Source organism: Pseudomonas sp. MS01C9, assembly GCF_058202755.1.
In genome coordinates this window covers 445,700-472,444 of the sequence record NZ_CM177073.1, presented here as the reverse complement: position 1 = coordinate 472,444, position 26,745 = coordinate 445,700, and the positions used below count along the sequence as shown (strand labels likewise).

The following is a 26,745-nucleotide window of genomic DNA, read 5'->3' as shown; positions in this document are numbered from 1 at the left end:
CATAGGCTACGCCCCTCCCGAAATCCGAGACGGCGAGCATAGAAGTAATCAGCGAGACCTCTAAAGGTTTTATCGCTACGCCCACGATAAATAACTTCATAGCCGTTTGGAAGGTGATGCCGATACTGAGATATATACTCAGCAATGAACGTTAGACTGTTACGACTGCCGTGCATAGCGACAACGGTTGAGTTTTCGTCGTAAACAAACCAGTGATATCCAAAATTACTTTCGCCACGACGCTGGACATACATCGAGACAAGCCTAACGAAGTTTGGCACGTTTGCTGGGTGATGGACACGGAGAAGAAGAAAGTATTCGGGCTCTTTAGTCAGAGCTTGTTGCAGCGTAGCGGGTCTTTCCATTAAATTTCCTCAAATTCTATATAAACCCATGATCCGGCGGGAATGCCTTCATAGGCGCAGGGTAATTGATAACTATTATTCATCGTCTCAGGGTGCATGGCATTAAACTCATTGCAAGCTTTAGTAATTACCCCATCACTATATTTGCTTGAGTCCATCAAAATTGTAACTACTCCAGTTCGACCACTTGCAGACTTATATACAGCCTTCTGAGAGCCTGCAGGAGGCGTTATGTTAGGCTGCTGATGCGTATGTAGCGCCTCGCCACTAGAAGCGCTTACAGAGGCTTGTAGGAGCTTTTTAGTTGGGATACTTGTAGAAAGTGTCTCTTTGGCAAACTGCTGTCTAAGCAACAGCTCCGTACCGGATAGAGTGTTTGGATCGATAAGAGCGGTATCTATCATGGCTTACCACCAAGAGCCGCTAGCACCTCAGCTTCTACTCTGGCGTATTCTTCTGCTTCTTGGGCAGTCTTTGCATCTAACTCAGCCTGGAGTTTCTTACGGCGCTCGTTAGCGAGCAATGATTCCACTTCCTTGGCGACAGCAGCGGCTTTCTCTGCTTCCAAGCGGGAAAGATAATCGGCTTCAACAGAGGCCTTGATGCTGGCGATATCCTCGTCAACTTGCGCTTGAGGCTTACGTAATGACAAGACTCCGAAATCGATGGTAGGCGTTGCTATCAGTTTGGGAAGATGGGTGATTTCGCCGGTTGCTGTATAACCGAGCGAGGTGAGTTCCACATACTTATCGAGGGTTTGTTGAAGCCCTTGCACCTCGAATACTTCCATGATCCCCAACTGCTCACGTCCTTGGATATTGCACTGGGTGTTAGTGTTGTAGCGGTTCACCTCTATTTCCTGTAGGCGTTGCAGGTGCTGCGGGTCTGGCTGGAACAATTGTGATGGCTTACTCATTGTATTTGTTACCTCTACTGGGTTTTGTTGTAGTTTCTTTTGTTGTCTATGATGGATCAGTCGGCAAGCTGATGAACAGTAAGCCGCTCTTGAGGTGGAACTGGGGAACTCCCCTTTAGCACATGACGGATTACGGCATGCACGCATAATGATACGAGCCACGGAGTCTCCTATGGATGAAGTTGTTTGATAGTTAACGGCAGGTGAAACGGAACTGAAAATTATGCAAGAAAAAACCGAGACGATGAAACGCTCGGTTAATGAATGCACAAGTCATTCTAAGTTACATGAGTGAATTGCGAATTAATTGACAGGAATCGGCACATCGCTCCTGTCGGGCGAGCCCTAGGTGATACAACCTCGGCCTAGCAAGTGTTCGGCCCCGGACTTGCTAACCGGTGTGGAAGGCATCCTAAAACCTTCGGCCACACGAAAACCAACCTCAGCGGACTGGGTCGATCTTAATGTTTTGAATTGGGACTTTACGAGGGGAGGAAAGAAGAAATAATTTTTCTATCTCTTGTACCTTATATTACCATGATACCCGCTTACTGTCAAGTGTCTAGCAGGAATTTACTTGTATCGTCAAGCGGATTTTCGATATTTACGCAGATTTGGTAGTTGTAGTTTTCGTCTCAGCCGATTCTCTATTAGTCAGAGCTAGCTACAATCCATCATCAGCCCCTATGAGTGAATCAAATGGACTCAGCTCAAATTATCTCCATATTCGGCGTTGCAGTGCCTGTGTGTACCGCTGTTATTGCTTGGTTCTGGAAAACTCACCACGAACGGAAAGTAGTAAAGGTTGCGTTAGTAGCAGAGGTGCTTGCCCTCAAGGAAATAGCCAGCGCGAGAGAGTACCTAAAAGACCTTCGGAAGACCGCCGATGACCTTGAAGCAATCCCCGAGAACGATAGAGTTACGATTCAGTACCACGTACCCGTACCGGAGCATTATTGCCGCGTCTATGTGGCAAACATTAGCAAGCTCGGATCGCTGAAGCTCAAGGATGCAAATCTGATTGTGAAGTTCTACCAGTACGCCGACAGTGTGATCAGGGATGTATCGCCGGGAGGAGTGCTGCATGAAGGCTCATCAGACCCAGATGACTTCAAAGAAAATGCAAGCATCTTGGCGCTAGCATTAGAAGCCGCTGCCGAGCTTGAGCGTCGTAATCCGATGTAGGCGGCATCGAGGATGCGGAAAGCTGCCAGTAATGGCCGGGACGATTGCTGGCAGCTCTTTCATCAGTCGATCAGGTGTAGCACATCTCTGACGTTCAAGTGAGAGTAACGCGCTACGGATCGAGTATCTCTATGTCCTGAGACGATCATGATCTGAGCGTTGTTGAATCCCTTTTTCGCTACGTTAGTGATTCTGGTATGCCTGAGTTGGTGAAGACGGACGCTACTGTCTAAGCCTGCCTTCACGCGTGCCAAGCGAACAGCCTGAGTTACGGCATGCGGTGTAACCGTAAACACTTGGCCGTTCGGGTGGCGTCCCACAGTGGCCCACAGTTCGGCAAGCTGGAGTATTTCAACGGCACGGTGGGTGAGGGGAACTGATCTTGTGCCGTTCTTCCCATCGATTACATCAGCAATGCGTTCTTTGAGGTGCAGACAGTCCTTCGTCAGCTTCAGGATTTCGGATCGCCGCATGGCAGTTTCGTATGCCAGTTCAACGATAAGCTTCATGGTTGGTGAAAGCTTCGCCAGCAGCCGCTCAAGCTCGCTCGCACGTACCACCTTATCAGAAGACCGGTCAGGCTTTGGGAGTGCGATATCGCTTACAGGGTTGTGAATGTCGATCAGCAAGCCGCGTTTTGCGAATCGGTAGAACCGCGACATGAATGCCAGCTGCGTCCTGCACGTGGATGGCTTCACCTTCTTCAGTCGCATGATCTTGAAATCATTGATCATCTGCGGCGTGATTTCGTGAATAGGCTGGGTGAAGTGCCTGCCTAGATGTTCCACGATCTTCAGTGCATGGTCATAGCTGCCTTTTCCCTTGAGCATCGTTTCGCAGTAGGTCATGCCTAATGTGTAAATGGTGTGATGCTTGCGTTTCACCGTCACGGCTTCGATTTGGTTCGCCCATGACTCTGCTTCAGCTTTGGTGCTGAAGGTTTTGGACTGTGGAGATTTTCCCTTTACTCGTACCTGTGCGTTCCAGTTACCGGACGGAAGTAAGCGGAAATTTGCCATTGTTGACGCCTCATAGATGTGAATGGGCGTTCTGTGAAGTCCAAGAGCACCAGGGCTAGGCGCTTGCTCCTAGCAGACCTTGACATGGTGGGGGTCGTTGGTTCGAGTCCAATCGCGCCTACCAAACAAAATCCGCTCTGCTGGGCGGTCTAGAAGGGTCAACCGAGAGGTTGGCCCTTTTTTGTTTGCCGCTGGCAAAAGTCCAGTCCCATCCAGCCGCTCTGGCTCGGCGCAACAGTCCCAACAAACTCCTCCCTCTGCGAATAGACAGAAAAGTGGCGTAGGCGCTGTTCCGTCATTCTTTAGCCGTGAGCGACTATAGGGGGACCGTGGCACCGTAACGCTGGTTGATAGGTGGCTTCTTTTCGACAGTGGCGTACGTAGAGACTGGAAAGAGCTCATCGAACGGTGCAAGTCACGGAGGGGAACTATCGAGTAGCGATGGTGAAGGCTTGCGTTGAACCTGGATCCCGAGAAAAAGCCCGGCGCACCGGGCCTGATCGGGGCCAATTTTCAGCGGGAAATTTCTTTCTCTGTCACGCCGACGGCTGATCTTTCCCTGCGTCTGCGAAGCCAGCTATAGAGTGCATGCACGGGGTGCAGAAATGCCGCAAGCACGGCCACCAGCATGACGATGAAGATGATGATCAGTGGGACGCTTTCGTGCGAGAACATGGTGGTCACTCCTGTAGTCACTATGTTGGAACCCGCAGGGTAGACGCATCGGACCTTGCTTGCGGTGAACGTATGTTCATCATGGGACGCTTGATTTGTGCTAAGGCAGGGCTCGAAGAGTGATTGGGTCGAGTATGCAGTCCCAGCGTCGTCACGATGGAAAGCTCCGTATCGGCCAGAACCCGTGTAATGTTCGAGCATGAGGCGCTCGTGGGGGAGGGAGTGAAGGTTGGCTGCTTGCCGGCTTGGACATCCGCATGGTGTTCTGTTGTTGTGTATTCGCATTGAAGCGGGTGACGCAACACCCTGGAGATAGGTTGATCAATGCCAAAGAAACATCAGGAAAGCAAAGCAGTGACGGCTGCTGATATCGAGCGCTCTATCCAGGCGCTTAATATCATGGCGGAACGCCTCTGGGGCGATGGGCGGGAAGCGGAGGCGAAAGCTCTGCTCAATGCCCTGGATGCCTTAAACAGGGCACTGGATCGGATCAGGATTGGAGAGAGTCGCAGGGTTCTTCATTGAACGGAAAAGGCAGGGTTCTCCTGTAAAAGACTGACCGCTTCGTCAGCTTCTTGACCCGGCTAGTCCTGGGTAGACTTCGCAGGTCGGCTGGATTGGCCGGTCATCTACATGGATTTGGAAATTATGGATAATCCTGCACCTCTGGTAAGGAATATCTCACGCTCGGTCCCGGCAACCTCGCCGTGATTTACTGCCTTTTTCGTACATTCAAAAATTGCCTGCTGGCTGGTCGGCGAGGGCTGGAGCCAAGCCAGAATGGCCGATATCGCGCTCATTAGTCGGCTCCACCTGCTTGCTGCTGGCAATCGCCGGCCTGTTGCTATGGCGGCGTAGCGCAAAGTCATCCTGGGTCCTGTTGGGGGCATTGCTCCTGGGGGTTTCTTTTCGAGGGCCTCGAAAAATCGAACTGCCAACGCCTTGCATGGCCAAAACCCTTATCCACCCCAGAGGACACTGCAATGGCCGATGAAAAGCAAAAAGACCCGCCCAAGAACGACACCCCTGCGCATTCCACAGAGCAGGAACGTGAGCGTCTGAAGGATTTCAACAAGGACGGTATTCCACCGGGGGCGTGCTGATCTGGTGATCTGGCATGCTTCGTAATGTTTGAGGCGGTCCCTCCAATGGGGTGGCAGACGGTCGAAAATGTCTTGCTTCGATGAAGGAGCGGTGCGCGCGTCCTCAATATTCATCTCAGGTCCTTGGGGGACCGTTAGCAAGTCATGGACGTGCTAAAGGCATTGTCTGGGATACGGCGCAAGGGCGTCTCCCTGCCGCGCGGGTTGCAGTCCTTCGGGCCGAGCTTTTGTTTCCAACCGTATCTCGCTTTGTTACCGTGACGGCCTTTTGCATGCTGGGAAGAACAGAAGAGATGGTTCCATTAAGAATGCTGGCAATTGCCATTTGGGCATTGCTCAGCGCTGAGGCGCGAGCGTGGTATGTCGAAAATCCGGTCGAGAGAGCATTGACCGCTACGACGCTGGTGCCGACTATGATCGTTGGCGCAACGACGGCCTTCACCGTAGATGGGCCGGCCATATTCAAGTCCGCCAAGAGTGATGCGATTGTATTCATCGGATCAGATGGCGAGATCAGAGGGGCGCATTTTGAGCAGGCCTCCCGTTACTATCGAGCGACCCACAGCTTGCCTCTGATGTCAGATCGGCAACTGGCCCGAGTGATCGTAACGTCTTACTGACCGATTCTCACCTCCCATGCTCAAGCGGCTCATGCTTGGCGACGCCTCATACTTTTCGCAGAGCCTGGCTGAAAATGTTCTGGACTCGTTCGACCTGCCGCTCAGCCTCTTCGCCGATACACTGTTCCTACCCCGTACCGTCTTTACTCGTCTTGGTTCATCCGCAACAGTATTCAGCGAATATCAGCGGTGAATTCTTTGGCAGTGGCTTCGGTACGTTCACATTGGCCTGATGCCGTGAAGCAGAAATAATCCCGCTCTCGGGTGGGGAAGCCCTGGCATATCAGCCGGGGCTTTCTTCGCCCGTGCTGGAAGGCTCCGGTTTTTCTCTAGACGCTCGTTAAAGCCGTCAGATACTCCACGGCCTTGCGATATTTCTCTACCCGCTCCAGGTCTTTCGGTCCGGGCCTGTCGATCCGTGACAAATCGCTGTTTTCCGCAAGATCGGCCAGTTTCACTCGACGAGCCAGGGGATTGCGGGCAGCCCGTTCGATGAAGATTTGGTAAGGCTCGCCTTCGTGCCTGGTGAGAGACTCGATGGCGGCGAGGATCGTTTCGCTGAAGCCATCCTTGCGCAGATCGGCGATGCTCACCCGGGTGTCTTCGATCACATCGTGCAATACCGCGACGATCCGTTCGTCCTCATGGGCCAGGCGCCGCATGACGTTCAAAGGATGCAGGATGTAAGGCGCGCCGCCTTTGTCGGTCTGCCCTTCATGGGCCAGAGCGGCAATCGATATAGCCTTTTCAAGTGTGCTCACGACCTTTCCCTCGTCCGCTTTCGATTGTTGCCGGTAAGCGAGAATGTCATGCCTTTTCGACGATTACACCCCGGGACCGTCGGGCTCGTCATTCATCTGAGGTGTCTGCACAGGGACGGCGCCTGATACAGAGGGCGCATTGCACTTGATTGTTGTTCGAGGGAATGAATCCAGGCCGGACGAGACCGAACCACTGCCCAGTCGCCCGCGCAAAAGCGGGCGATGGCTTCCTCAATAGCCAGCCTCGGCAATCAGGCCACGCAGCCAATTCCCTCCGCGAAGCCATGTTCCTGCACCGCGGCCATGAAGTGCAGTGGCATGTCCTGTTTCACTTCGATGGCCGGCATTTCAAAGCCGCCCACGATTTGTCCCTGAAGCCCACTCAGCCGTATCGACTCTTCTTCCTTTGCCTTTGCCATTCTCGCGTGGTTCGCTGCGATTTCGTTGAGAGTTGACACGGTACATCTCCGATGACTGACCAAGCGGTAATTAAAAGGCCGCCGCGTCAGGGTTACGTCGTCCTGAGGCTGCCATGCCAGGTCGGTGCAAGCCTTGAGCCAGACGTGGCGGCTGACGGTGCATGCGGTTCCATTCACGACGAATGGTACGCACGCACAAATTCATACCGGTCACAGATGAATATTTGAAGACGTCAGCCGTCCGTATCGACCCCGTAGCCCTGCGGGCTGCCTTCCCTGTGGCTGAACAACACCAGTACCGCCAGGCCTGTCAGGCTGGTGGCGAGGGCCAGCAGCAGGATCACCTGGCGGGTGCCGAGTGGCGCGGCCAGCAACGCGACCAGCAGGCCCGCCAGGGGTTGCGACAGATTGTTGAGCAGGGTGATGACGCCGACGGTCTTGCCGAAGTCCTGGGGCGGAATGATTTTCTGGCGGACACTGCGCATGTACACGTTGAACATCTTGTCGAAACCGACGATCAGCAGGAAACCAACCACATAGCCCCACGCGGATGGGCTGAGCGCGGTGATGAACGCGCCTGCGGCGATCAGGCTGTAGGACAGGACTCCCAGCAATTTCAGGGGCAAGGTGGCGCGGGCCAGGAAGAACAGGATGAGAATGGTGGTCACGGCTCCGGCGGCTTGCAGTCCGGCATAGTCATCCTTCGTGGCGTCGTATTGACCGATCGCCATGGCGGCGGAAGTGGCGAGGGTGACACCGATGACTAGATTGACCCCGGCTGCCAGGCAGATGAGTTTTTTCAGCTGGGTGAATTTGCCGATGTGGCCCAAAGCAATGCGCAGCGGGCTCAGCCAGGCGTCGTAGCGTTGTTCGAAGATTTGCAGCGTGACCGGGCTGCTCCGCTGCCAGGACAGCATCGCCAGGTCCGCCAGCAGGAACAGGCCGGCAATCGCCAGCACTACCCAATGCCACGCCCATGCCTCGAGCATCAGCGCTGCCACCAGCGGGCCCAGTACCAGCCCGGCCTGGTCGGCGATCTGCGAATAGGACAGGGTCTTGGCATAGGTGTACTGCTTGAAAATGTAGGGCATCACCACTTCGCGGGCCATGATGCCCTGGGTGGTCAGCACGCCGCACAAGGCGGACAGCGCGACGATCCAGTAGATCCCGCCAAAGAGCCCGTAGAGTCCCACGCCGACGATGCACGCCACGGCGCGATAGACCTGGCTGATGTGCAGGATACGAATCGGCGAGAATCTATCGCACAGCGCGCCGCAGATCGGGAACGACAAGTAACGCGGCAAGGCTTCGGCGAAGAAGGCCAGGCCCGCCCAGGACGCACTGCCGGTGGTCTGGAACACCATCAGCGGGACGATGAACAGGAGGATCTGGTCGGCCAGCCGGGAAAGAAACAATGAGACGAAAAAGGCCAGGTAATCCTTGCGCATGAAGCTCCTTGGTGACTGTGACAGCGGTTATCCGGTCCAGGCAAGCGACGCACAGTGTGATATGGAACTAATATCACCGTTAGTCTCTATATCTTTACAGGCAAACCCCCTTCTTGAGAGAACGGCCATGTTCAAATCGCGTTCGTTGATTGCTGCAGTTACCTGTTTCGCCCTGGCGGCGGGCCCTGGCATTGTTGTCGCGGACCCGGGCAACGGCAAGGGAAACGCTCAATTCGATCAAGGTCCCGGTCAAGGGCAGGGAGGCAAAGGCGGGCAGGGCAACAAGGGCGGTCAAGGAAATCCCGGTCACAAGGGCAATCAGGGCGGCAAGGGAAACCAGGGAGGTGGCGGCGATTGGCACAACGGCCCGAGCATCGACCGTAGCGGCATCCTGGGGGTGATTGGCGGTTATCGCGATTATTGGAGCCCCGGCCCGGCGTTGCCACCCGGCATCCAGAAGAACCTGGCCCGGGGCAAGCCGCTGCCGCCGGGTATCGCCAAGAAGCTCGATGGCCGGCTGCTGGGGCATCTGCCGCACTATGACGGATATGAGTGGCAGCAGGTGGGCACTGATCTGATCCTGGTGGCGATCGCCAGCGGCATCATCTATGAAGTGCTCAGCGGCGCGTTCGACTGACCCTTTGCCTCAGCGACATGGCAGCCTCTTCGGAGGCTGCCTTCGTATCAGCCTTCAAGTTGTCGCAGGCGTTTGTACAGGGTGTTGCGGCTGACGCCCAGCCGTCGCGCCAGGTGTGAAATGTTCCCGCCCACCGCCTGCAACTGACGGTTCAGGTCCTCGGCATCGTTCAGGTCCACCGCCAGGGGCTCCGGCTGTTCCACGGGTTCCATTTCCAGGTCGACAAAAAAGTCGTCCGGCAGATGTTCGGGTCGGATCGGCTGTTCCTCGGCCATGGCGAGGGCCACCTGCAATACGCTGCTGACCTGTCGCAGGTTGCCCGGCCACGGATGGCGCTCGAAGAGTTCCAGCACCTCGCGGCTCAGGCCGGCCCACTGGGTCGGTTCGCGATGATGTTCCCAGAGCCGCTTGAACAGGGCCTGCTTGTCGCTGCGCTCCCGCAGGGGCGGCAGCTCCAGGGTCAGGCCGCCGATGCGGTAGTAGAGGTCTTCGCGGAACCGGCCCAGTTGCACCTGTTCGCGCAGGGAGCGGTTGGTGGCGGAAATGATGCGGATGTCCACCGGGAACAGCTCGGCGCTGCCCACCGGTTGCACGCAGCGTTCCTGCAACACCCGCAGCAGCCGGGCCTGGGTTGGGAGCGGCATGTCGCCGATTTCGTCGAGGAACAGCGTGCCGCGGTCGGCCTTGCGGATCAGGCCGATGCTGCCCTTCTGGTTGGCGCCGGTGAAGGCGCCTTTTTCGTAGCCGAACAGCTCCGATTCCACCAGCTCGGCGGGGATCGCCGCGCAGTTGACCGCGATGAACGGTTGCTTGCAACGGGAGCTGGCCTGGTGCAGGGCTTTGACGAAGACTTCCTTGCCCACGCCCGTTTCGCCGTGGATCAGCAGCGGAATGTCTTTTTCCAGCAGGCGCTCGGCCTGGCGCACGGCTTTTTCCACGCGACTGTCACCAAAATGCAGGGTGTTGAGGCTGATGGCGTTGCCGGCGGGCGCCGGCGCAGGTGTCGGCTCGGCAAACACGCGCGGCTTGATCGACAACTGGCTCGGACGCTTGAGCATGCACTGGAAACGATTGCGCCCGGCCGCCTGCAAGGAAAACGGCAGGCCGTCGGGTTGGTTCAGCAGGTCCAGCAGCGACACCTTGAACAGGCTTTCGATGCTGACCCGGGACAGGCTCAGCCCCAGCAGGTTGTCGGCCCGGCGGTTGGCGGAAAGCACCTGGCCGGTCTCATCGAAAATCAGCAGGCCGGCCCACTGGCTGTCGAGGTTGTTCAACCCGGTGTTGAACGTCAGCTGGAAATGTTCACCGCGAAACAGGTTGAGGATCAGCCGGTTCTCCACGGTCTGGCTCATCATCTTGACCATGCCCAGGGTATGGGAGGGCGGCAGGTAGCTGTCGCTGGAGACATCCAGCACCGCGATGACCTTGCGCTCGGCATCGAAGATCGGCGCGGCGGAACCGGTCATGAAACGGTTGGCCTTGAGAAAGTGTTCATCGTGTTCGATGTGCACCGCCTGTTCACAGGCCAGCGCCGTGCCGATGGCGTTGGTGCCGGTGCAGCGTTCCATCCAGCTCGCTCCGGCGCTGAAACCATGGGCCAGTTTCGGCTCGATGAAACGCTGGGTACCCCAGGACGTCAGCACCTGGCCCTGGTTGTCCGCCAGCATGATCAGGCAATTGGAGTTGCTCAGGATGTTCTCGTAGTACGGCAGGACTTCCTGGTGAGTGGTCTGCACCAGGGAATGCTGGCTCTCCAGCAACTGGGCGACGCCCTCGGCGGGCAGCGGGTCGAAGGAGGGCACGCTCTGATGGTCGAGGCCGAAGGCACGGCAACGGGACCAGGAGGCCTGGATGATGGCGTCATGGGACAAGACTGGGGCAGGTGCGGCCATGGGGCACTCTCGCAGGAGCTGTTTATTATTGTTGTGGTAAGTCTCGCACAGACTCCTTGTGCGGGGGCAGGCCTGAATAGCACGTAATACACAGCCCCTTGTGGGAGCGGGCGCCCACAGGGATCGAAGTCAGGCCAACCGAAAGCGTTCATTCAGTGTTGTTCAAAATTGTTCATTGTCAACCGGCGAATTGTTCAGTTGTTCAGTTCTGGTTGTTCATTTCTGTTCATCAACGAACGTATTTTTCCCACGATTTTTGAGAAAAACCCACTACATCAACGTGTTGTGATTCCTGGCACGGCTTTCGCTTTCAAGCTTCGGTCGCTTGACTCCAAAAATAAAAAGGCCGAGCCATGTCATTAACGCTTGAGCACATCTGTCGCACCGTCGAAGGCCAGACCTGGATCGACGATGCCAACCTGAATTTCGAACCCGGATCCTTTAACGTCCTGCTGGGGCGCACCCTGTCCGGCAAGACCAGCCTGATGCGGCTGATGGCCGGCCTGGACAAGCCCGACAGCGGGCGCATCCTGATGAACGGCGTCGACGTGACCCACCGCCCGGTGCGGTTGCGCAATGTGTCGATGGTCTATCAGCAGTTCATCAACTACCCGACCATGACGGTATTCGAAAACATCGCCTCGCCCCTGCGCCAGGCCGGTGTGGCCGACGAGATGATCCAGGACAAGGTGCTGGAAACCGCCCGGATGCTGCGCATCGAAAAATTCCTCAAACGCCATCCGCTGGAGTTGTCCGGGGGCCAGCAGCAGCGCACGGCCATGGCACGGGCCCTGGTCAAGGACGCCGAACTGATCCTGTTCGACGAACCGCTGGTGAACCTGGACTACAAGCTGCGCGAGGAACTGCGCCAGGAGATGCGCGAACTGTTCCAGGCCCGCCACACCATTGCTGTCTATGCCACCACCGAGCCCAACGAGGCCCTGGCCCTGGGTGGCACCACCACGATCCTGCACGAGGGCCGGGTGATCCAGAGCGGCAAGTCGTCGTCGGTCTATCACCAGCCGCAGACTGTCCTGGCCGCCGAATTGTTTTCCGAGCCGCCCATCAACCTCATGCCTGGTCGTATCGCCGGCAATGAAGTGAGCTTCGCCAATTTCGTGCACTTTCCGCTGAACGTCGACCTGCGTCCGGTGGGCGAGGGTGAGTTCCGGTTTGGCGTGCGCCCCAGCCATATCTCCCTGGTGCCGAGCAACGACGATGACCTGGAGTTGGCGGTGACCGTCGAGGTGGCGGAGATCAGCGGCTCGGAAACGTTCCTGCATGTTCGCAACGAGCATTTCCTCCTGGTGCTGCACTTGCCGGGCGTGCATGAGTACGACGTGGACGCGCCGATCCGCATCTACATTCCGACCCACAAACTGTTTGTCTTCGATGCCTCGGGCAAGTTGGTCCAGGCTCCCGGCCAGCGTATCGCGAGGGTTGCCTGATGGCTGAAATACGTTTGCAGAACCTCGCCCACAGCTACACCAGCACACCGGCGGGCCCAGAGGACTACGCGATCCGCGAGATGAACCACATCTGGGAGCAGGGCGGTGCCTATGCGCTGCTCGGCCCGTCAGGGTGCGGCAAGTCCACCTTGCTCAACATCATTTCCGGGTTGCTCAGCCCGTCCGAGGGCCAGGTGCTGTTCGACAGCAAGGTGGTCAACGAGCTGAGCCCGGAGCGGCGCAACATCGCCCAGGTGTTCCAGTTCCCGGTGGTGTACGACACCATGACGGTGTTCGACAACCTGGCGTTCCCCCTGCGTAACCAGGGTATGGCCGAGGCGAAGATCCACACCAAGGTGCAAGAGATCGCCGAGGTCCTGGACCTGCAGAACCTGCTGGACAAAAAGGCCCGCAACCTCACCGCCGACGAGAAGCAGAAAGTCTCCATGGGCCGTGGGCTGGTGCGCGACGACGTGTCGGCGATCCTGTTCGACGAGCCGCTGACGGTGATCGACCCGCACCTGAAATGGAAACTGCGGCGCAAGCTCAAGCAGATCCATGAGCAGTTCAACATCACCATGGTCTACGTCACCCACGATCAGTTGGAGGCGTCCACCTTCGCCGACAAGATCGCGGTGATGTACGGCGGCCAGATCGTGCAGTTCGGCACGCCCCGGGAGTTGTTCGAGCGCCCCGGCCATACCTTCGTCGGCTACTTCATCGGCAGCCCGGGCATGAACCTGATCGAGGTGACCGCCCAACCGGGTGGCGTCGGTTTCGCATCCACCCATCTGCCCCTTTCCGACACCTTGCAGCGTCGGGTCGCCGAAGCGCAGGGCAAGCGCCTGAAAGTCGGTATCCGGCCGGAGTTCGTCCATGTCTGGGACGGCCCCTACGACGATGCGATGCGGGCCGAGGTGGTACACGTCGAAGACCTTGGCACCTACAAGATCATGACCCTCAACCTCGACGGCGCGCCGCTGAAGGTACGCCTGGCCGAAGACAAGCCTGTGCCGGAGGGTACGGCCTATATCAGTTTCCCGGCGCAATGGCTGATGGTCTACGCCGATGAATACCTGCTGGAACCGTTGAGCGAGGTGCAGCGATGAACAAGGTGCAGAACAACAAGGCCTGGTGGCTGGTATTGCCGGTGTTCCTGCTGGTGGCTTTCAGTGCCGTGATCCCGATGATGACCGTGGTCAACTACTCGGTGCAGGACATTTTCGACCAGTCCAGCCGCTACTTCGTCGGTGCCGACTGGTACAGGCAGGTGCTGATGGACCCGCGCCTGCACGACTCGCTGTTGCGCCAGTTCATCTACTCGGCCTGCGTGCTGCTGATCGAGATTCCCCTGGGCATCGCCATCGCGTTGACCATGCCGACCAAGGGCAAGTGGTCGTCCCTGGTGCTGATCATCCTGGCGATTCCGCTGCTGATCCCGTGGAACGTGGTGGGCACCATCTGGCAGATCTTCGGCCGCGCCGACATCGGCCTGCTGGGGTCCGTCCTGAACAATCTGGGGATCAACTATAACTACGCGGCCAACACCATGGATGCCTGGGTCACGGTGCTGGTGATGGATGTCTGGCATTGGACGTCCCTGGTGGCGCTGCTGTGCTATTCGGGGCTGCGGGCGATTCCGGACGTGTATTACCAGGCCGCGCGGATCGACCGGGCGTCCAATTGGGCGGTGTTCCGGCACATCCAGTTGCCGAAGATGAAGAGCGTGCTGCTGATCGCGGTGATGCTGCGCTTCATGGACAGCTTCATGATCTACACCGAACCGTTCGTGCTTACCGGCGGCGGGCCGGGCAACGCCACCACGTTCCTCAGCCAGACCCTGACGCAAATGGCCATCGGCCAGTTCGACCTCGGCCCGGCGGCGGCGTTCTCCCTGGTGTACTTCCTGATCATCCTGTTGGTGTCATGGCTGTTCTATACCGCCATGACTCATTCCGACGCCAACCGTTGAGGCCCGTGCGATGAGCAAGAGAAAGCTGATTCCGTTGCTGATCTACATCCTGTTCCTGCTGGTGCCCATCTACTGGCTGCTGAACATGTCGTTCAAGAGCAATACCGAGATCCTCGGCAGCCTGACCCTGTGGCCCCAGGATTTCACCTTCCACAACTACAAGGTGATCTTCACCGACCCGAGCTGGTACACCGGTTACCTGAACTCGCTGTACTACGTCAGCCTCAACACGGTGATTTCCCTGTGCGTGGCCCTGCCGGCGGCCTATGCGTTTTCCCGCTACCGCTTCCTGGGGGACAAGCACCTGTTCTTCTGGCTGCTCACCAACCGCATGGCACCACCGGCGGTGTTCCTGTTGCCGTTCTTCCAGTTGTACTCGTCCATCGGACTGTTCGACACCCATATCGCCGTGGCCCTGGCCCATTGCCTGTTCAACGTGCCGCTGGCGGTGTGGATCCTCGAAGGCTTCATGTCCGGGGTGCCGAAAGAAATCGACGAGACCGCCTACATTGACGGCTACAGTTTCCCCAAGTTCTTCGCCAAGATCTTCATCCCGTTGATCGGCTCCGGCATCGGCGTCACGGCGTTTTTCTGCTTCATGTTTTCCTGGGTCGAACTGTTGCTGGCCCGCACGCTCACCTCGGTGAATGCCAAGCCGATCGCGGCGGTGATGACCCGCACCGTGTCGGCCTCCGGCATCGACTGGGGCGTGCTGGCGGCGGCGGGGGTATTGACTATCCTGCCGGGCATGCTGGTGATCTGGTTCGTTCGCAACCACGTGGCCAAGGGCTTTGCCCTGGGCCGGGTCTGAGGAGTCGATGATGGAATGGATGAACTGGACCGTCCCTACGGCGGCCTTCTTTGGCGTCATTGCCCTGTTGCTGGCGGGCATGACCACGTGGGAAATGCGTTCGCCGAGTATTCCTCGGCGAGGTTTCCTGCCGATTGCCACCACCCGTGGCGATCGGTTGTTTATCGGTCTTCTCGGTAGCGCCTACCTGCACCTGCTGGTGATCGGCGCGACCGACTGGAGCATCTGGATAGCGTTCGCGTTGTCTTTGGTGTGGCTGTTGGCAGTGATGCGGTGGGGCTAAGTGGCCTGTGTGGCTAATTCGTGCAGTCAGATTAACCGTACAGGCCACGTCGAAGGTTCGACGATCAGGCTCTTAAACCCAAACAGGAGGTCTCTATGTTCGATAAAAACAATAAGCTGCGACATAGCGTTTCATTGGCAGCCATGCTGGCACTCAGCGGGCTGAGCGCTGCGGCCTGGGCCGACGCCTATGAAGACGCCGCGAAAAAATGGATCGGCAGTGAATTCAAGCCGTCAACCCTGACAGCCGAGCAGCAACTTGAAGAGCTCAAGTGGTTCATCAAGGCGTCCGAGCCGTTTCGCGGCATGAAAATCAACGTGGTGTCGGAAACCATCGCCACCCACGAATATGAATCCAAGGTGCTGGCCAAGGCGTTCTCCGAAATCACGGGCATCCAGCTGACCCACGACCTGCTGCAGGAAGGCGACGTGGTGGAGAAGCTGCAGACCCAGATGCAGTCCGACAAGAACATCTACGACGGCTGGGTCAACGACTCCGACCTGATCGGTACGCACTTCCGCTACGGCAAGACCGAGTCGATCACCGACCTGATGGCCAACGAAGGCAAGAACTTCACCTCGCCGACCCTGGACCTCAAGGACTTCATCGGCATCTCCTTCACCACCGCGCCGGACGGCAAGCTCTATCAACTGCCCGACCAGCAGTTCGCCAACCTGTACTGGTTCCGCGCCGACTGGTTCGAGCGTCCGGACCTGAAGGCCAAGTTCAAGGAAAAGTACGGCTATGAGCTGGGCGTACCGGTGAACTGGTCGGCCTATGAGGACATCGCCAAGTTCTTCTCCGAGGACGTCAAGGAGATCGACGGCAAGCGCGTCTACGGCCACATGGACTACGGCAAGAAAGACCCGTCCCTGGGCTGGCGCTTCACCGATGCCTGGTTCTCCATGGCCGGCGGCGGCGACAAGGGACTGCCCAACGGCTTGCCGGTGGACGAGTGGGGCATTCGCGTCGAGAACTGCCATCCGGTGGGCTCCAGCGTGACCCGCGGCGGCGATACCAACGGGCCGGCGGCCGTGTTCGCCACCACCAAGTATGTGGACTGGATGAAGAAGTACGCACCACCGGAAGCGGCGGGCATGACCTTCTCCGAATCCGGCCCGGTGCCCTCCCAGGGCAACATCGCCCAGCAGATCTTCTGGTACACCGCCTTTACCGCCGACATGACCAAGCCGGGCCTGCCGGTGGTGAATGCCGATGGCACGCCGAAATGGCGCATGGCGCCGTCGCCACGCGGTCCGTATTGGGAAGAAGGCATGAAGCTGGGGTATCAGGACGTGGGTTCCTGGACCTTCATGAAGTCCACGCCTGAGAAACAGCGCCTGGCCGCCTGGCTCTATGCGCAGTTCGTGACGTCCAAGACGGTGTCGCTGAAGAAGACCATCGTTGGCCTGACGCCTATTCGCGAATCGGACATCAACTCCCAGGCGATGACCGACCTGGCGCCGAAACTCGGTGGCCTGGTGGAGTTCTACCGCAGCCCGGCCCGCGTGCAATGGTCGCCTACCGGGACCAACGTACCGGACTACCCACGCCTGGCACAGTTGTGGTGGAGCCATATCGCCGAAGCGGCCAGCGGCGAGAAAACCCCGCAACAGGCCCTCGACGGCCTGGCCAAGGACCAGGACGCGATCATGACGCGCCTGGAACGCTCCAAGGCCCAGGCCACCTGCGCACCGAAAATGAACCCCGAGCGCGACGCGCAATACTGGTTCGACCAGCCGGGCGCACCGAAGCCGAAACTGGCGAACGAGAAGCCTAAAGGCGAAACGGTGAGTTACACCGAACTGCTGAAATCCTGGGAGGCGGCACGCAAGTAAAACGGCATCGCCCATGAACGAACGGCACCGAAAGGTGCCGTTTCTGTTTGTGTGCCACAGGTTGGATGCAACGCCACAGACACCCCAAGTGGTCGTGGATCAACCCGCTTTGGCCGGGCTGGCCTGGGCGTTTCCGGCCACGGGCGACGGTGCGCTTTTGAGCAACGCATCCAGCGCCTGCCGGTACGTCCGGCCCGCCAGGCTCATGCTGTTGTTATGCGTGGCGCCCGGTACCAACAGCAGACGCTTGGGTTCGCGGGCGGCGTTGAACAATTGTTCGCTGAAGCGTGGCGGCACGTAGCGGTCGGCAGCGCCGTGGACCACCAGCAGCGGCATATTGATCTCGCCGATCTTGTCGATGGAGTCGAATTTCTGCGACAGCAGCCAGCGCACCGGCAGGGAGGTGTTCGCCATGGCGGTGGCGACATCCCCCAGGGACGTGAAGGTCGATTCGATCACCAGGCCTCGAGCGGGCACCGGTTTGCCATGTCTTGCCGCCTCCTGACCCAGTTCCGCGGCAAGATCCACCGCGACGGCGCCACCCAGGGAATGGCCGTAGATCAGCCGCAGGGCCGGGTCGGGTTGCAACACCTCGAGACGCTCCCAGGCGATTCTTGCATCTTCGTAGACGCTGGCTTCGGAGGGCAGGTCCCCCTGGCTTTTGCCGAAGCCACGGTAGTCGATCGCCAGAACCGAATAGCCCAGCGCCCGCAATTGCTGGATGCGCAACAGCTGCCCGGTCAGGTTCCAGCGCACGCCGTGCAGGTACAGGATCGCCGGTGCGTCCCGGCGCTCGGCCGGCCACCACCAGCCGTGGATATTTTCCCCGGCCTTGAAGTTCCTGGGCTTGAGATCGAATTCCTGGACACCGCTGGGCAGGCCGCTGAACCAGCTCGCCGTGCCCGGTTCGATGCGGAACACCAGTTCGCGCTCCTTGTGCTGCAACACCCCACAGCCCACCGGTAGCCCGACCACCATCGCGGCCATGAAAAACCAGGCCAGCCAGCGTTGCCTGAGGCGAGAGAGTAAGGATGGAGGCATCGGCGCGATTCGCTACTCGGAACGGAAAGTTGCCTTTTAGCAGATTCCTGGAAGGGCCCGCAGGGATTTCGGACGGTTTGCCCATGGTGAGGGAATCTGCCGCGCCAGCCTGTCTCAGGAGGCAACCCGATCGAACTCTCGCCGTTTCGCCCTACTCGAAACTCAATACTCACCCATATCGAGGAACGATGCCATGACGAGCGAGCATTCCAAGGGGCAGGCCCAGGCCGGCAACGCTGCGCCAGCGAAGGACGCTACCGGCGAGCCGGTGGATGTGGTGGAGCGCGATATTCGCCACCCCGATCCGACCACCGACAAGGTGGATAAGACGATCACCCCCAAGTCTATCAAGAGCCACGAGCAGGATGCCGAGAAATTGCGGGACAAAGCCACGGACGTGGAGAAAAAGCTCAACCGATAACCGGGTCGTCAATTTTTTCAATCAGCTTATGAACGACACCGCCTCAGGGTTCGGAACGTGTGCACCGGGTATCTCAACGGCAAGGGCGCGATGCCTGAGAATCTTGTGAGACGGGCGTAGCTCGATCTCACAAGATAAAGGCTTTCATACCAGAGGTGTCATTACGCATCCTCAAGCTGGACGGGTTCGAGCATTCGTTCAGTTTTGCCATACCCCACCTTGGGCACCCCCGCCAGGCGCTGATGCAGTATCTTGCTCAATGAGCAACCAGGAGGCAGGTAGCTATCGCCGAAGTCCCCTTTCAGCTGCGTCGGATGAGTGATCACTTCCAACAAACCGTATTGCGGTGCCGCGGTGTGTTGCAAGTCGGCCGACGTGCAGACGTAGTCAGCCGTCGCGCCGCATAGACGACGCAGGCGGCGGTTGAGCAGGGTCTTGAAGATACGCTTGGCTACATTCAGGTTCGCCCCAACGTTGCGTGCCAGGCGAATGGGCACACCTTGCTGCGCAGCGAAGCGCGCAACCAGTTCGCCGATGGGCCAGATGTTGTGTACATGCTGATGAGAGTCCAGGTGGCTTGGACGCAAACCGTGATCCAGGCAGTGCTGCCATTGCGCCTGAAGTTCGCCCTCGATTGCCGCCAGGTCTTTCGAGCCCAGGCGCAGGCAATAGCGCGACAGGCTGAAATCGAACTGGCCGTGCGCATCGCAAAATGCCCGACGCGATTTTATGGCCTGGCTCAACGGCCACCCATGGCTGAGATTGAAATGCAGGCCGACGCGTCCTTTGAGGCGCGGCCGTCGGGACAGGACACACGCCTGTTTGAAGCCCGGCATATTGGCCATTATGGTGGCGGAACTGATGAGACCTGCTTCGAAGGCTCGAACGATTATCATGTTTTCACTGACGCACAGTCCGAAGTCGTCAGCGTTGATGATCACTTGGCGCGGCATGGGGAATCTCCTTTTCCTTGGGGATAGAAGGTGAATCTGTCGCTTTGGTTTTTTGTGGTGCTTTTTTACGAAGCCAGGGTTTAAGACTTTTCCAGAGACGCAAGGCAAGCCCGAGGACCAGGCCATCGGGTTGCCAGGAATAAAAACTCCAACGCCAATGCTCCAGTTGTCCGGTCATGCGTTCGTGCAATTGATGACTGGAGTTATCGAGACTGACCCGTGACGCATCGATCCACCGCCAGTTTTCCTCCAGTCCCCAGCGGATCCATTCCTCAAGCAATACCCGGCCACTGCCCAAGTCCGAATGCTGCGGCAGGAACGCCAGGTTGTAGTCGTACAGTCGACCTTGATCCAACAGACCGAGGCGATAGCTGATGCACTCGCCATCCAGCTCCAGCATCACTACCCGTACCAGGCCCTGGGCGGCGAGGGCGGTAAAGGCGTGGTTCATCCATTGCCGACGCATGGCGTCAGCGAAGATGCCGACACCTTCCTCGCCTTTCCAGCTGGCGGCCTCGACATCGGCAAGTGCCCGCAGCACCTGTCCCATGCTGATAGCATCCGGGGTCACTCGGCGGATCTGGGCACCGCAGGCGGCGATTCGCTTGCGCGCCCGGCGCAACTTGTAGCGTGGATCACCGGAAATTTCCTGATGATCGCTGTCGCTGATCAGGTGCACCGGCACCCGGCAACTCAGGCGCCGCTCGCCCGTGGAGCTCATGGCCATCCAGGCACTGAGCACGCTTTCTTCCCCGACCGGTTCGGTCAGCTCATTGAATTGCAGCAGTGCGTGGGGCAGGTGCTGGCGAATCTGCGTCAACGCCTGTGCCATGCCTTCGGCATCCAGGCGCACCAGCAGCGCGATGCGGTCGGCCAATGGATAACCCAGGTGGCGCAGTACCCGGAAGCGCAACCCGCCGATACGCTCAAGTCCTGATATCAGGGGCAGGCAAAGGCACAAGGTCTGATCCTGCCAGCCCAGCAGCACATGTAATTGCTGCTCGGGCGACAAGGCGAACTCTGCCGCTTGCAGCCAGGCCAGGGTATTGAACGGTGTCGCGTCGGCCACCCGGGTTCGCAGCTGTTCATAAGCTGTCGCGGGAAAATCCTCTGCGCCCAGGGAGCTACACCATTGGAACCGGATCGCCATGGAAGTCAGGCCGCCGCAGTGGATGCAACCGGCTTGGCCGGCTTGCGAAAAGAGTCGAGGAGCGAGCCGGTGTAGAACGTGTCACGGAAAAACCGCCAGCGGCCGAACAAGCAATACATGTGAGTGATCTGGCCGCGCTCCTGATAGTCCATGCGCAGATGCAGCTTGGCGGCTGGAACGTTGCTCAGTTCGAAGACATCGACCACTTTGTTGCAACCCTGCTCGGCCATGGCTTTCCACAGATCCAGCTGGATATCCACCGATAGCAGGGTCCCCCAGTAAGCGCGGTACAGCTCACCGCCGAACTCGAAGAACTCGCCCGGTCTGACCGGGAACCAGCAGCGAAAGAAATGGCGGTCGAAATAGTCCCGTGTACTGCCCCAGATGAAAGCGACGACGTCGTCCTTGTCGTCCAGGTACATGAGCCCGGTATGGCCTTCGGCAGCCAGTTCGCGCATGGTCTCGACGCGGTCGCCAAAGTACGTGGCGAAGGCATCGGCATTGCCGGTGGTAATGTTCTCCCGGCGCAGCGGCGCATAGGGCCTGAGGTTATTGGGCCGTATCGGACTGACCAGATCGCGTTCCATCCACACCAACTGTTCGTGAAAATACACGTAGTGTCTGCACAGCTGATTCAGAACGGCGCGCAGACCTTTTTTGCGAATGCGATCACGCAGTTTTTGCAGAACGTTCATGGTGCCTCCTGGCGTGGGGCGGGTTGGGGATAAACCCCCTCGCGAGCATGCTCGCGAGGGGAGGTTGAAGCGTCATGGACATCAGGCCGGCGCTGTCGACGCAAGCGGCTGGGCCGGTTTGCGAAAGGCATCCAGTGCCGAGCCGCGGTAGAACGTGTCGCGGAAAAACCGCCAGCGACCGAACAGGCGATACACGTGGGTGATCTTGCCGCGTTCCTGGAAGCCCATGCGCAGGTGCATCTTGATCGCCGGGATATTTTGCAAGTCGCAGACATCGACCATCGTCTGGCAACCTTTGCCTGCCATGACCTTCCACATCTCCAGCTGCATGTCCGCCGACATACTGGAGCCCCAGTAGGCGCGGATCATCTCGCCACCGAACTGAAAGTATTCGCCAGACTTGATCGGGAAGTTGCAGCGATAGAAATGGCGGTCGAAATAGTCTCGCGTACTGCCCCAGGCGAAACCCACGGTGTCGCCCTGAGCATCCAGGTACATCAAGCCCGTATAGCCTTCGGTTGCCAGCTCGCGCATGGTCTCGACGCGGTCGCCGAAGTGCCGGGCAAAAGCATCGGCATTGCTGGTCGTGATGAATTCCAGGCGCATTGGCGGGTAGGGCTTGAGGTGATGCGGGGGCAGTGGGGTTCGCACATCGTGCTCCAGCCACACCAGTCGGGTGTGGAAAAACACGTAGCGCCTGAACAGTTGTTTGAGGACGGCGCGCAGGCCTTTTTTCCGAATGCCATCACGTAATGCTTGCAGAACGCTCATGGTGCCTCCTGACGGGTGGCGGGTTGGGGGAAAGAGAGGGCGGTCCAGCCCAGGGCAAACACCGTTTCTGCTGGCAGGAGAAAACGGGTCTGCCCGGCCTCGCAGTTGAACGGGGCGCTACGGCTTTGGTTGTCGTGGCCGAAATACATCAGTTCGGCTTTCGCCTGGGGACAGGGCCCGCCGTCCAGGCTGACCTGTTGTGGGCGCGTGCTTTTGTTCACGCCCAGCAGGCTGCGCCTCGCGTCGGTGGCCATGGCCAGCACGTCGACTTCGAAGGCGTCGTTATCCAGGCGTAGCACCTGGCTGAGCCAATGCTGTTGGATGAACTGCTGGGCCAGCCCCACCGGCTTGAGTTCGAAGCGCTGGCTGTCCAGCACCCGGACCATGCCCTTGGGGTACTCGGGTTCGTCGGCGAGCATGAACCAGTTGAGCATGTCCAGCCAGCCGTCGGCCGAGGCGTTGACCACCACGGAGGTCCACCACAGGGCGGCGTAATGGGTTTGCTGCTCATAGGGGCTAAGGCTCGAGCCGCTGGACATGTTGGTCTGGTCCAGCAACAAGGCTTTGCGCGGGCGCCCCTGGCTATCCAATCCCACCAGGCGGGCGGCCTGACGAACGCTGTCGCGATAGGCCCGAGTTGCCAGCAGGTCGCGGATCATCCATTCGTGCCAGGCCAGGGCATCTACCTGGTCGCCGTGCTTATCCAGCAAGCGTCGCGCCCAGTCGATGCCACGCTTGTCGGCAGCGTTCTCGGCCAACGGACCGTTGGTGAAACGTGAGCTGGCCGGTATGGCGATACGAACCCCGGCGCGTGCGTTGGCAGGATCGGCGCGGACCTGAGCCGCCATGCTCTGGAAAACCTGCTGGAAGCTGGTGAAGTCCGGGTAGTTCAGGTTCGGCTCATCGGCAAAGCTGACGTAATGGATGCCTTTGCCGCCCAGGGCGCGGGTCGCGGTGAGCCAGGCTTGCAAGCCGCTGTGGCTGGTCCGGTCGGCCTGCAGGTCGGCCCGACGTTGGCTCCCGGCCAACAAGGTGATGTCCCGGTCGATGCCGAAGCGATCCTGATACAGGCGCCGGAATGCGTCTTCATGACTCGCCCTGGCCGCCATGACATCGACCAGGCTGTAGAAGGAAGCCGCTCGGGGTTTGATCGCATCGAGCAGGGGGTAGCTGGACGGCGGCGGCAACACATAGGGCAAATACACGCCCAGCCTCGGGGTTGGGCCGAGCGTCTCGTGGTACAGCATCAGGTGGGTCAGCCCCGGATCCTGGCGCAGCGGCTGCAGGTGCACCGGGTTCTGGGCGAACAGGTTGGCGCTGCCGTCCAGCCAGAATGCCACCTTGCCATTGCCCTCCAGGCGCAGGCGCCAGATCTGCTCGACGTCGGCAACGGGCAGCGCCAGCTGGTCGAACTGCCAATAGGCGGGGTGCGGCTTGAGGTTGAGCTCAAGCTGCTTGCCGTCGGTGACGCGTCGGGCCTGCAGGCTGCGCACGCCATTGTGGTACTTGCCCGCCAGTACGGCCCGCTCGCCGGGCGCGACCTTGAAATACAGCTCATCGCCATCGTGGGTTTCGGCGCTGAAATGCACCTTGGCCGGCGCGAACAACGCCCGGGTGCGCGCATCGTGCTCGACGCTGTAGCGACGGAAACTGTAGCCGGGAATCTCCAGGCGGTAACTGGCGTCGGCGGGCGGCAGTGGCCACGTTTGCTCGCCACGGGTCTGGGCCGGCTCCACCTGGCGTTCACCCACCAGGCGACCCTGGCCATCCAGCAGGAACAGGTGTTCGGTATTGGCGTCGGCCTGCCAGGCCGGTACCCAGCGCACGACCAGCTGGTCCGGCCGGTCGGTCTGCAGGTACAGGCTGCCGTCGCGGATACCGGTCCATTGCATGGATGCGCCCTGGGCCAGAAGAGCCAGGCTCCAGAGGCATGGAGCCAGAGCCATTCTCCAGCAGAGCCGGACCGGTCCCTTCGCGAGCCAGCTCGCGATGGCGGCTGGACTGACGATCACCTTCATGCCGATTTCCCCAGCAGCATCTGCCGCATCGGCAACAGGTCACTGGGCAGGATGATCAGCGTCTGCCACCACGGCACGCCGCTGAGACGGCAATACATCGTCAGCAGGGCCAGGGTCACACCCAGATACGCGATGGAGGAGGCGGCGGCCGCGCCGACAATGCCATAGCGTGGAATCAGCAGCAGGTTCAACGCCAGGTTCAACAGCGCGCCGGCGCCCATCAGCCACGACACCAGGCCGGGGCGGTCCTTGCCCAGCAGGTCCAGGCGCAGGATGCTGGCGTAGCACAACCCGAACAGCCCCGGCAGCAACGCCAGCAAGGCCGGGTAGGCAGGCTGGTAGGCGATGCCGAACAGTGTGACGATCAGCCACTGGCCGATCAGCGCCATGCCCAGGCACGCACCGAGCATGACCGTGGCGGTCAGGCGCAGGGCCAGGGGGGTCAGGCGTTGCATGTCCCTGTCCTGTTGCAACAGGCGTTTCATCAACGGCGTAGTGACCGCTTCCGGCACGATCAGCAACAGTTCGGCGGCGGCGCTGGCCATGGCGTAGTGACCCAGGGCCGTACTGCCCAGCAGGGCACCGATAAACAGGAAGTCCGAGCGTAGGATTATCTGCTGGAACAGCAGGTCCGGGTGACTGCGGGCGCCGTAGCGCAGCAGCTCGCCCTGGCCGCTGCGATCCCAGCGCAACGACAGGTCGTGATCGCGTCGCAGCCACATCCAACCGGCCAGCACCACCAGGCTCAGGCCCGCGAGCCAGCTGATCAGCGCCGCCTCCAGGGCGGCATCCTTCCACAGCCAGAACAGCGCCAGGAACAGCAGCAACGGCGCCAGGGATTCGATCAGCCGCAAGGCATTGAAGGCCCCCACGCCGCCGGAGGCATTGTGCAGGGTCAGCAGGCCGCTCTTGAGCACCGTCAGGGGCACGGCCAGCAACAGCAGCCAGGCCAGCAGCCCCAGCTGCGTAGTGATGTCCAGTTCGCTGCCGAACTCCCGTGCCAATGCCACCACCAGCAACGTCAGCAGCCCGGCCATCAGGCAGCCGAAGATCAGCACCTGGCTGAGCAGCAGCCCCATGGAGCGTTGCTGGGCCGCCTGATAGCCCACGGCACTGTTCAGGCCGCCGCTGGTGACGGCGCTGATCAGGTCCGGCAGGGTGCTGAGCAGGGCGAACAACCCGCGTTCGCTGGGCCCCAGGATCCGGGCCAGCAATACGTTGCGCAGCAGGCGCAGGCCGATCATCGCCAGGCGCGTGCCCATGCTCAGGACTAGGTGCTTGAGGTAATGGGCGCGGCTCATGGGCGTGCTCCGCGGCGGATGCGCCAGGCCAGCAATTCGGGGTGTTGGGCGTTGCGCTGGCTGACACCGAAACGCGGCAGGTTCAGAGGATCGCCGTCGCTGCGATACAGCCCGGTCTCGGTGCCCAGGGCGAACGCAAAGCCATGGGCCGCTACCTGCCGGCGCACGCGTTCGTCGTGATCGCCGTTGGGGTAGCAATACACTGGCAGCGGTTGTGCGCAGCCATTTTCCAGCGCGATGCGGCTGCGGCTGAGCTCCTCATGCAGACGCTGGTCGTCCAGCGCAGTCAGGATCGCATGGCTGGCACCGTGGGGGCCGAAGCGGACCAGGCCGGAGTCTTCGAGCATGCGCACCTGGGTCCAGTCCAGCGCCTGGGGCTGGGCGCCACTGGGACAGGCCTGGTTGAGATCGCTCAACACCTGCGGGTCGAGGGTCTTGAGGCTTTGCAGGTAATGCAGCAGCGACAGGCTGCGACGCTCATCGTCCAGGTCATCGAGCATCACCGGCAACGGTCGGCCAGCCTGTTGCAATTGTTCGATCAACACATGCCGCGCCAACTGGCCATGGCTGCCCCACAGGGTTTCGCCAATGCTTTCCCACCAGAAGTGCTGGCGGCTGCCGATGAAGTCGGTGGACAGGAAAATGCTCGCCGGCACCTGGTACTGGCGCAGCAGGGGAAAGGCGTTCATGGCGTTGTCACGCCAGCCGTCGTCGAAGGTCAGGGCCACTCGCGGGCGGTCCGGGACGCTGGCGGGGTCGGCCAGCAGCAGGGTCATCAGCGGCACGCATTCGAAGTAGCGCTGCAGCCAGATCAGCAGGTGCTCGAAGGCTTCCGGTCCCACGCACAGTTCGTTGCGATGAGGCAGCTCGGCGGCGCGGTCGTTGCTCAGCACACGGTGCAGCATCAGGATGATGCCGGCGCCGCGCAACGGGCCACGTCCCAGGGACGTATTCAGGTACAGCCAGCCGCCGGTGCGCTTGAAGACTTGTTTGATCGACATCG

General features: G+C 59.6%; 27 protein-coding genes. 11 read left to right on the top strand and 16 right to left on the bottom strand.

Translation table 11 applies throughout. The features are described 5' to 3' along the window. Positions 1-364: 364 nt before the first annotated feature. Both AC1M7R_RS02215 and AC1M7R_RS02210 read right to left on the bottom strand, forming a co-directional pair. A complete protein-coding gene (locus AC1M7R_RS02215) occupies positions 365-769 on the bottom strand; it encodes a hypothetical protein (RefSeq protein WP_490610206.1) in 405 nt (134 codons plus the stop codon). After that, complete coding sequence (locus AC1M7R_RS02210) at positions 766-1,281, bottom strand: hypothetical protein (RefSeq protein ID WP_490610205.1); 516 nt, start codon at positions 1,279-1,281, stop codon at positions 766-768. The genes AC1M7R_RS02215 and AC1M7R_RS02210 overlap by 4 nt, the downstream gene beginning before the upstream one ends. Positions 1,282-1,980: 699 nt before the next feature. Between AC1M7R_RS02210 and AC1M7R_RS02205 the strand changes: the two genes are divergently transcribed. Further along, a complete protein-coding gene (locus AC1M7R_RS02205) occupies positions 1,981-2,466 on the top strand; it encodes a hypothetical protein (protein WP_490610204.1) in 486 nt (161 codons plus the stop codon). Between the two features lie 62 nt (positions 2,467-2,528). Here the strand turns inward: AC1M7R_RS02205 and AC1M7R_RS02200 are convergent, their stop codons facing one another. Together AC1M7R_RS02200 and AC1M7R_RS02195 are read right to left on the bottom strand one after the other, a co-directional pair. Beyond that, entirely contained in the window at positions 2,529-3,485 is a 957-nt protein-coding gene (locus tag AC1M7R_RS02200; protein ID WP_490610203.1) for a tyrosine-type recombinase/integrase, read from the bottom strand. Between the two features lie 513 nt (positions 3,486-3,998). Next, positions 3,999-4,160, bottom strand: a complete 162-nt coding sequence (locus tag AC1M7R_RS02195; protein WP_165887429.1) for a hypothetical protein — start codon at positions 4,158-4,160, stop codon at positions 3,999-4,001. A gap of 324 nt (positions 4,161-4,484) precedes the next feature. Between AC1M7R_RS02195 and AC1M7R_RS02190 the strand changes: the two genes are divergently transcribed. Then, positions 4,485-4,685, top strand: a complete 201-nt coding sequence (locus AC1M7R_RS02190) for a hypothetical protein (protein ID WP_072392303.1) — start codon at positions 4,485-4,487, stop codon at positions 4,683-4,685. 850 nt (positions 4,686-5,535) lie between these two features. Then, entirely contained in the window at positions 5,536-5,883 is a 348-nt protein-coding gene (locus AC1M7R_RS02185; RefSeq protein WP_490610202.1) for a DUF2388 domain-containing protein, read from the top strand. A gap of 329 nt (positions 5,884-6,212) precedes the next feature. On the opposite strand, the gene AC1M7R_RS02180 is transcribed toward AC1M7R_RS02185, so the two are convergent. The 3 genes from AC1M7R_RS02180 to AC1M7R_RS02170 form a co-directional block, all read right to left on the bottom strand. Continuing rightward, a complete protein-coding gene (locus tag AC1M7R_RS02180) occupies positions 6,213-6,644 on the bottom strand; it encodes an HD domain-containing protein (RefSeq protein WP_072392314.1) in 432 nt (143 codons plus the stop codon). A gap of 251 nt (positions 6,645-6,895) precedes the next feature. Further along, the gene (locus AC1M7R_RS02175) at positions 6,896-7,102 is read right to left on the bottom strand and encodes a hypothetical protein (RefSeq protein ID WP_072392317.1); all 207 of its coding nucleotides are present in this window, start codon (positions 7,100-7,102) and stop codon (positions 6,896-6,898) included. A 194-nt stretch (positions 7,103-7,296) separates the two neighbouring features. Further along, the gene (locus tag AC1M7R_RS02170; RefSeq protein WP_072392320.1) at positions 7,297-8,511 is read right to left on the bottom strand and encodes an MFS transporter; all 1,215 of its coding nucleotides are present in this window, start codon (positions 8,509-8,511) and stop codon (positions 7,297-7,299) included. A gap of 127 nt (positions 8,512-8,638) precedes the next feature. Here AC1M7R_RS02170 and AC1M7R_RS02165 point away from each other — a divergent pair, with 127 nt between their 5' ends. Continuing rightward, positions 8,639-9,148 carry an anti-virulence regulator CigR family protein gene (locus tag AC1M7R_RS02165; protein WP_072430676.1) on the top strand — a complete coding sequence of 170 codons (510 nt, stop codon included), beginning with the start codon at positions 8,639-8,641 and terminating at the stop codon, positions 9,146-9,148. Between the two features lie 47 nt (positions 9,149-9,195). Here AC1M7R_RS02165 and AC1M7R_RS02160 read toward each other — a convergent pair whose 3' ends face one another. After that, a complete protein-coding gene (locus AC1M7R_RS02160; protein WP_072392325.1) occupies positions 9,196-11,040 on the bottom strand; it encodes a sigma-54-dependent Fis family transcriptional regulator in 1,845 nt (614 codons plus the stop codon). Positions 11,041-11,393: 353 nt separating this feature from the next. Between AC1M7R_RS02160 and AC1M7R_RS02155 the strand changes: the two genes are divergently transcribed. From AC1M7R_RS02155 to AC1M7R_RS02130, 6 genes are all read left to right on the top strand, one after another. Beyond that, positions 11,394-12,488: an ABC transporter ATP-binding protein gene (locus AC1M7R_RS02155; protein ID WP_490610201.1), complete on the top strand. Its 1,095-nt coding sequence runs from the start codon at positions 11,394-11,396 to the stop codon at positions 12,486-12,488. Next, positions 12,488-13,597 (top strand): ABC transporter ATP-binding protein, encoded by a 1,110-nt coding sequence (locus tag AC1M7R_RS02150; protein ID WP_072392331.1) that lies wholly within the window; start codon positions 12,488-12,490, stop codon positions 13,595-13,597. Before AC1M7R_RS02155 ends, AC1M7R_RS02150 begins: the two co-directional genes overlap by 1 nt. Further along, complete coding sequence (locus AC1M7R_RS02145; protein ID WP_072392335.1) at positions 13,594-14,460, top strand: carbohydrate ABC transporter permease; 867 nt, start codon at positions 13,594-13,596, stop codon at positions 14,458-14,460. Before AC1M7R_RS02150 ends, AC1M7R_RS02145 begins: the two co-directional genes overlap by 4 nt. A gap of 10 nt (positions 14,461-14,470) precedes the next feature. Next, positions 14,471-15,271, top strand: a complete 801-nt coding sequence (locus tag AC1M7R_RS02140; protein ID WP_072392338.1) for a carbohydrate ABC transporter permease — start codon at positions 14,471-14,473, stop codon at positions 15,269-15,271. A 10-nt stretch (positions 15,272-15,281) separates the two neighbouring features. Continuing rightward, positions 15,282-15,554 (top strand): DUF2160 domain-containing protein, encoded by a 273-nt coding sequence (locus tag AC1M7R_RS02135; protein WP_072392341.1) that lies wholly within the window; start codon positions 15,282-15,284, stop codon positions 15,552-15,554. 95 nt (positions 15,555-15,649) lie between these two features. Then, a complete protein-coding gene (locus AC1M7R_RS02130) occupies positions 15,650-17,392 on the top strand; it encodes an ABC transporter substrate-binding protein (protein WP_072392344.1) in 1,743 nt (580 codons plus the stop codon). A 99-nt stretch (positions 17,393-17,491) separates the two neighbouring features. On the opposite strand, the gene AC1M7R_RS02125 is transcribed toward AC1M7R_RS02130, so the two are convergent. Continuing rightward, positions 17,492-18,433, bottom strand: a complete 942-nt coding sequence (locus AC1M7R_RS02125; protein ID WP_490610200.1) for an alpha/beta hydrolase — start codon at positions 18,431-18,433, stop codon at positions 17,492-17,494. Positions 18,434-18,626: 193 nt separating this feature from the next. On the opposite strand from AC1M7R_RS02125, the gene AC1M7R_RS02120 reads away from it, so the two are divergent. Continuing rightward, a complete protein-coding gene (locus AC1M7R_RS02120; RefSeq protein WP_072392350.1) occupies positions 18,627-18,854 on the top strand; it encodes a hypothetical protein in 228 nt (75 codons plus the stop codon). A gap of 161 nt (positions 18,855-19,015) precedes the next feature. On the opposite strand, the gene AC1M7R_RS02115 is transcribed toward AC1M7R_RS02120, so the two are convergent. The 7 genes from AC1M7R_RS02115 to AC1M7R_RS02085 form a co-directional block, all read right to left on the bottom strand. Next, a complete protein-coding gene (locus AC1M7R_RS02115; RefSeq protein WP_072430674.1) occupies positions 19,016-19,807 on the bottom strand; it encodes a carbohydrate deacetylase in 792 nt (263 codons plus the stop codon). Further along, positions 19,779-20,957, bottom strand: a complete 1,179-nt coding sequence (locus AC1M7R_RS02110; RefSeq protein WP_072392356.1) for a GNAT family N-acetyltransferase — start codon at positions 20,955-20,957, stop codon at positions 19,779-19,781. The genes AC1M7R_RS02115 and AC1M7R_RS02110 overlap by 29 nt, the downstream gene beginning before the upstream one ends. A 5-nt stretch (positions 20,958-20,962) precedes the next feature. Then, the gene (locus tag AC1M7R_RS02105; RefSeq protein WP_072392359.1) at positions 20,963-21,652 is read right to left on the bottom strand and encodes an N-acetyltransferase; all 690 of its coding nucleotides are present in this window, start codon (positions 21,650-21,652) and stop codon (positions 20,963-20,965) included. A gap of 81 nt (positions 21,653-21,733) precedes the next feature. Then, the gene (locus AC1M7R_RS02100; RefSeq protein WP_165887430.1) at positions 21,734-22,423 is read right to left on the bottom strand and encodes a GNAT family N-acetyltransferase; all 690 of its coding nucleotides are present in this window, start codon (positions 22,421-22,423) and stop codon (positions 21,734-21,736) included. Then, the gene (locus tag AC1M7R_RS02095) at positions 22,420-24,369 is read right to left on the bottom strand and encodes a hypothetical protein (RefSeq protein WP_490610199.1); all 1,950 of its coding nucleotides are present in this window, start codon (positions 24,367-24,369) and stop codon (positions 22,420-22,422) included. Before AC1M7R_RS02095 ends, AC1M7R_RS02100 begins: the two co-directional genes overlap by 4 nt. A 68-nt stretch (positions 24,370-24,437) precedes the next feature. Beyond that, complete coding sequence (locus AC1M7R_RS02090; RefSeq protein WP_072458171.1) at positions 24,438-25,742, bottom strand: lipopolysaccharide biosynthesis protein; 1,305 nt, start codon at positions 25,740-25,742, stop codon at positions 24,438-24,440. Then, on the bottom strand, positions 25,739-26,743 hold the full coding sequence (locus AC1M7R_RS02085; RefSeq protein ID WP_072392371.1) for a polysaccharide deacetylase family protein: 1,005 nt from the start codon (positions 26,741-26,743) through the stop codon (positions 25,739-25,741). Before AC1M7R_RS02085 ends, AC1M7R_RS02090 begins: the two co-directional genes overlap by 4 nt. Positions 26,744-26,745 lie beyond the last annotated feature (2 nt).

Coding starts and splice junctions, on each gene's coding strand:
- AC1M7R_RS02215 (WP_490610206.1), bottom strand. CDS start 769: ATGATAGATACCGCTCTTATCGATCCAAACACTCTATCCGGTACGGAG.
- AC1M7R_RS02210 (WP_490610205.1), bottom strand. CDS start 1,281: ATGAGTAAGCCATCACAATTGTTCCAGCCAGACCCGCAGCACCTGCAA.
- AC1M7R_RS02205 (WP_490610204.1), top strand. CDS start 1,981: ATGGACTCAGCTCAAATTATCTCCATATTCGGCGTTGCAGTGCCTGTG.
- AC1M7R_RS02200 (WP_490610203.1), bottom strand. CDS start 3,485: ATGGCAAATTTCCGCTTACTTCCGTCCGGTAACTGGAACGCACAGGTA.
- AC1M7R_RS02195 (WP_165887429.1), bottom strand. CDS start 4,160: ATGTTCTCGCACGAAAGCGTCCCACTGATCATCATCTTCATCGTCATG.
- AC1M7R_RS02190 (WP_072392303.1), top strand. CDS start 4,485: ATGCCAAAGAAACATCAGGAAAGCAAAGCAGTGACGGCTGCTGATATC.
- AC1M7R_RS02185 (WP_490610202.1), top strand. CDS start 5,536: ATGCTGGGAAGAACAGAAGAGATGGTTCCATTAAGAATGCTGGCAATT.
- AC1M7R_RS02170 (WP_072392320.1), bottom strand. CDS start 8,511: ATGCGCAAGGATTACCTGGCCTTTTTCGTCTCATTGTTTCTTTCCCGG.
- AC1M7R_RS02165 (WP_072430676.1), top strand. CDS start 8,639: ATGTTCAAATCGCGTTCGTTGATTGCTGCAGTTACCTGTTTCGCCCTG.
- AC1M7R_RS02160 (WP_072392325.1), bottom strand. CDS start 11,040: ATGGCCGCACCTGCCCCAGTCTTGTCCCATGACGCCATCATCCAGGCC.
- AC1M7R_RS02155 (WP_490610201.1), top strand. CDS start 11,394: ATGTCATTAACGCTTGAGCACATCTGTCGCACCGTCGAAGGCCAGACC.
- AC1M7R_RS02150 (WP_072392331.1), top strand. CDS start 12,488: ATGGCTGAAATACGTTTGCAGAACCTCGCCCACAGCTACACCAGCACA.
- AC1M7R_RS02145 (WP_072392335.1), top strand. CDS start 13,594: ATGAACAAGGTGCAGAACAACAAGGCCTGGTGGCTGGTATTGCCGGTG.
- AC1M7R_RS02140 (WP_072392338.1), top strand. CDS start 14,471: ATGAGCAAGAGAAAGCTGATTCCGTTGCTGATCTACATCCTGTTCCTG.
- AC1M7R_RS02135 (WP_072392341.1), top strand. CDS start 15,282: ATGGAATGGATGAACTGGACCGTCCCTACGGCGGCCTTCTTTGGCGTC.
- AC1M7R_RS02130 (WP_072392344.1), top strand. CDS start 15,650: ATGTTCGATAAAAACAATAAGCTGCGACATAGCGTTTCATTGGCAGCC.
- AC1M7R_RS02125 (WP_490610200.1), bottom strand. CDS start 18,433: ATGCCTCCATCCTTACTCTCTCGCCTCAGGCAACGCTGGCTGGCCTGG.
- AC1M7R_RS02120 (WP_072392350.1), top strand. CDS start 18,627: ATGACGAGCGAGCATTCCAAGGGGCAGGCCCAGGCCGGCAACGCTGCG.
- AC1M7R_RS02115 (WP_072430674.1), bottom strand. CDS start 19,807: ATGCCGCGCCAAGTGATCATCAACGCTGACGACTTCGGACTGTGCGTC.
- AC1M7R_RS02110 (WP_072392356.1), bottom strand. CDS start 20,957: ATGGCGATCCGGTTCCAATGGTGTAGCTCCCTGGGCGCAGAGGATTTT.
- AC1M7R_RS02105 (WP_072392359.1), bottom strand. CDS start 21,652: ATGAACGTTCTGCAAAAACTGCGTGATCGCATTCGCAAAAAAGGTCTG.
- AC1M7R_RS02100 (WP_165887430.1), bottom strand. CDS start 22,423: ATGAGCGTTCTGCAAGCATTACGTGATGGCATTCGGAAAAAAGGCCTG.
- AC1M7R_RS02095 (WP_490610199.1), bottom strand. CDS start 24,369: ATGGCTCTGGCTCCATGCCTCTGGAGCCTGGCTCTTCTGGCCCAGGGC.
- AC1M7R_RS02090 (WP_072458171.1), bottom strand. CDS start 25,742: ATGAGCCGCGCCCATTACCTCAAGCACCTAGTCCTGAGCATGGGCACG.
- AC1M7R_RS02085 (WP_072392371.1), bottom strand. CDS start 26,743: ATGTCGATCAAACAAGTCTTCAAGCGCACCGGCGGCTGGCTGTACCTG.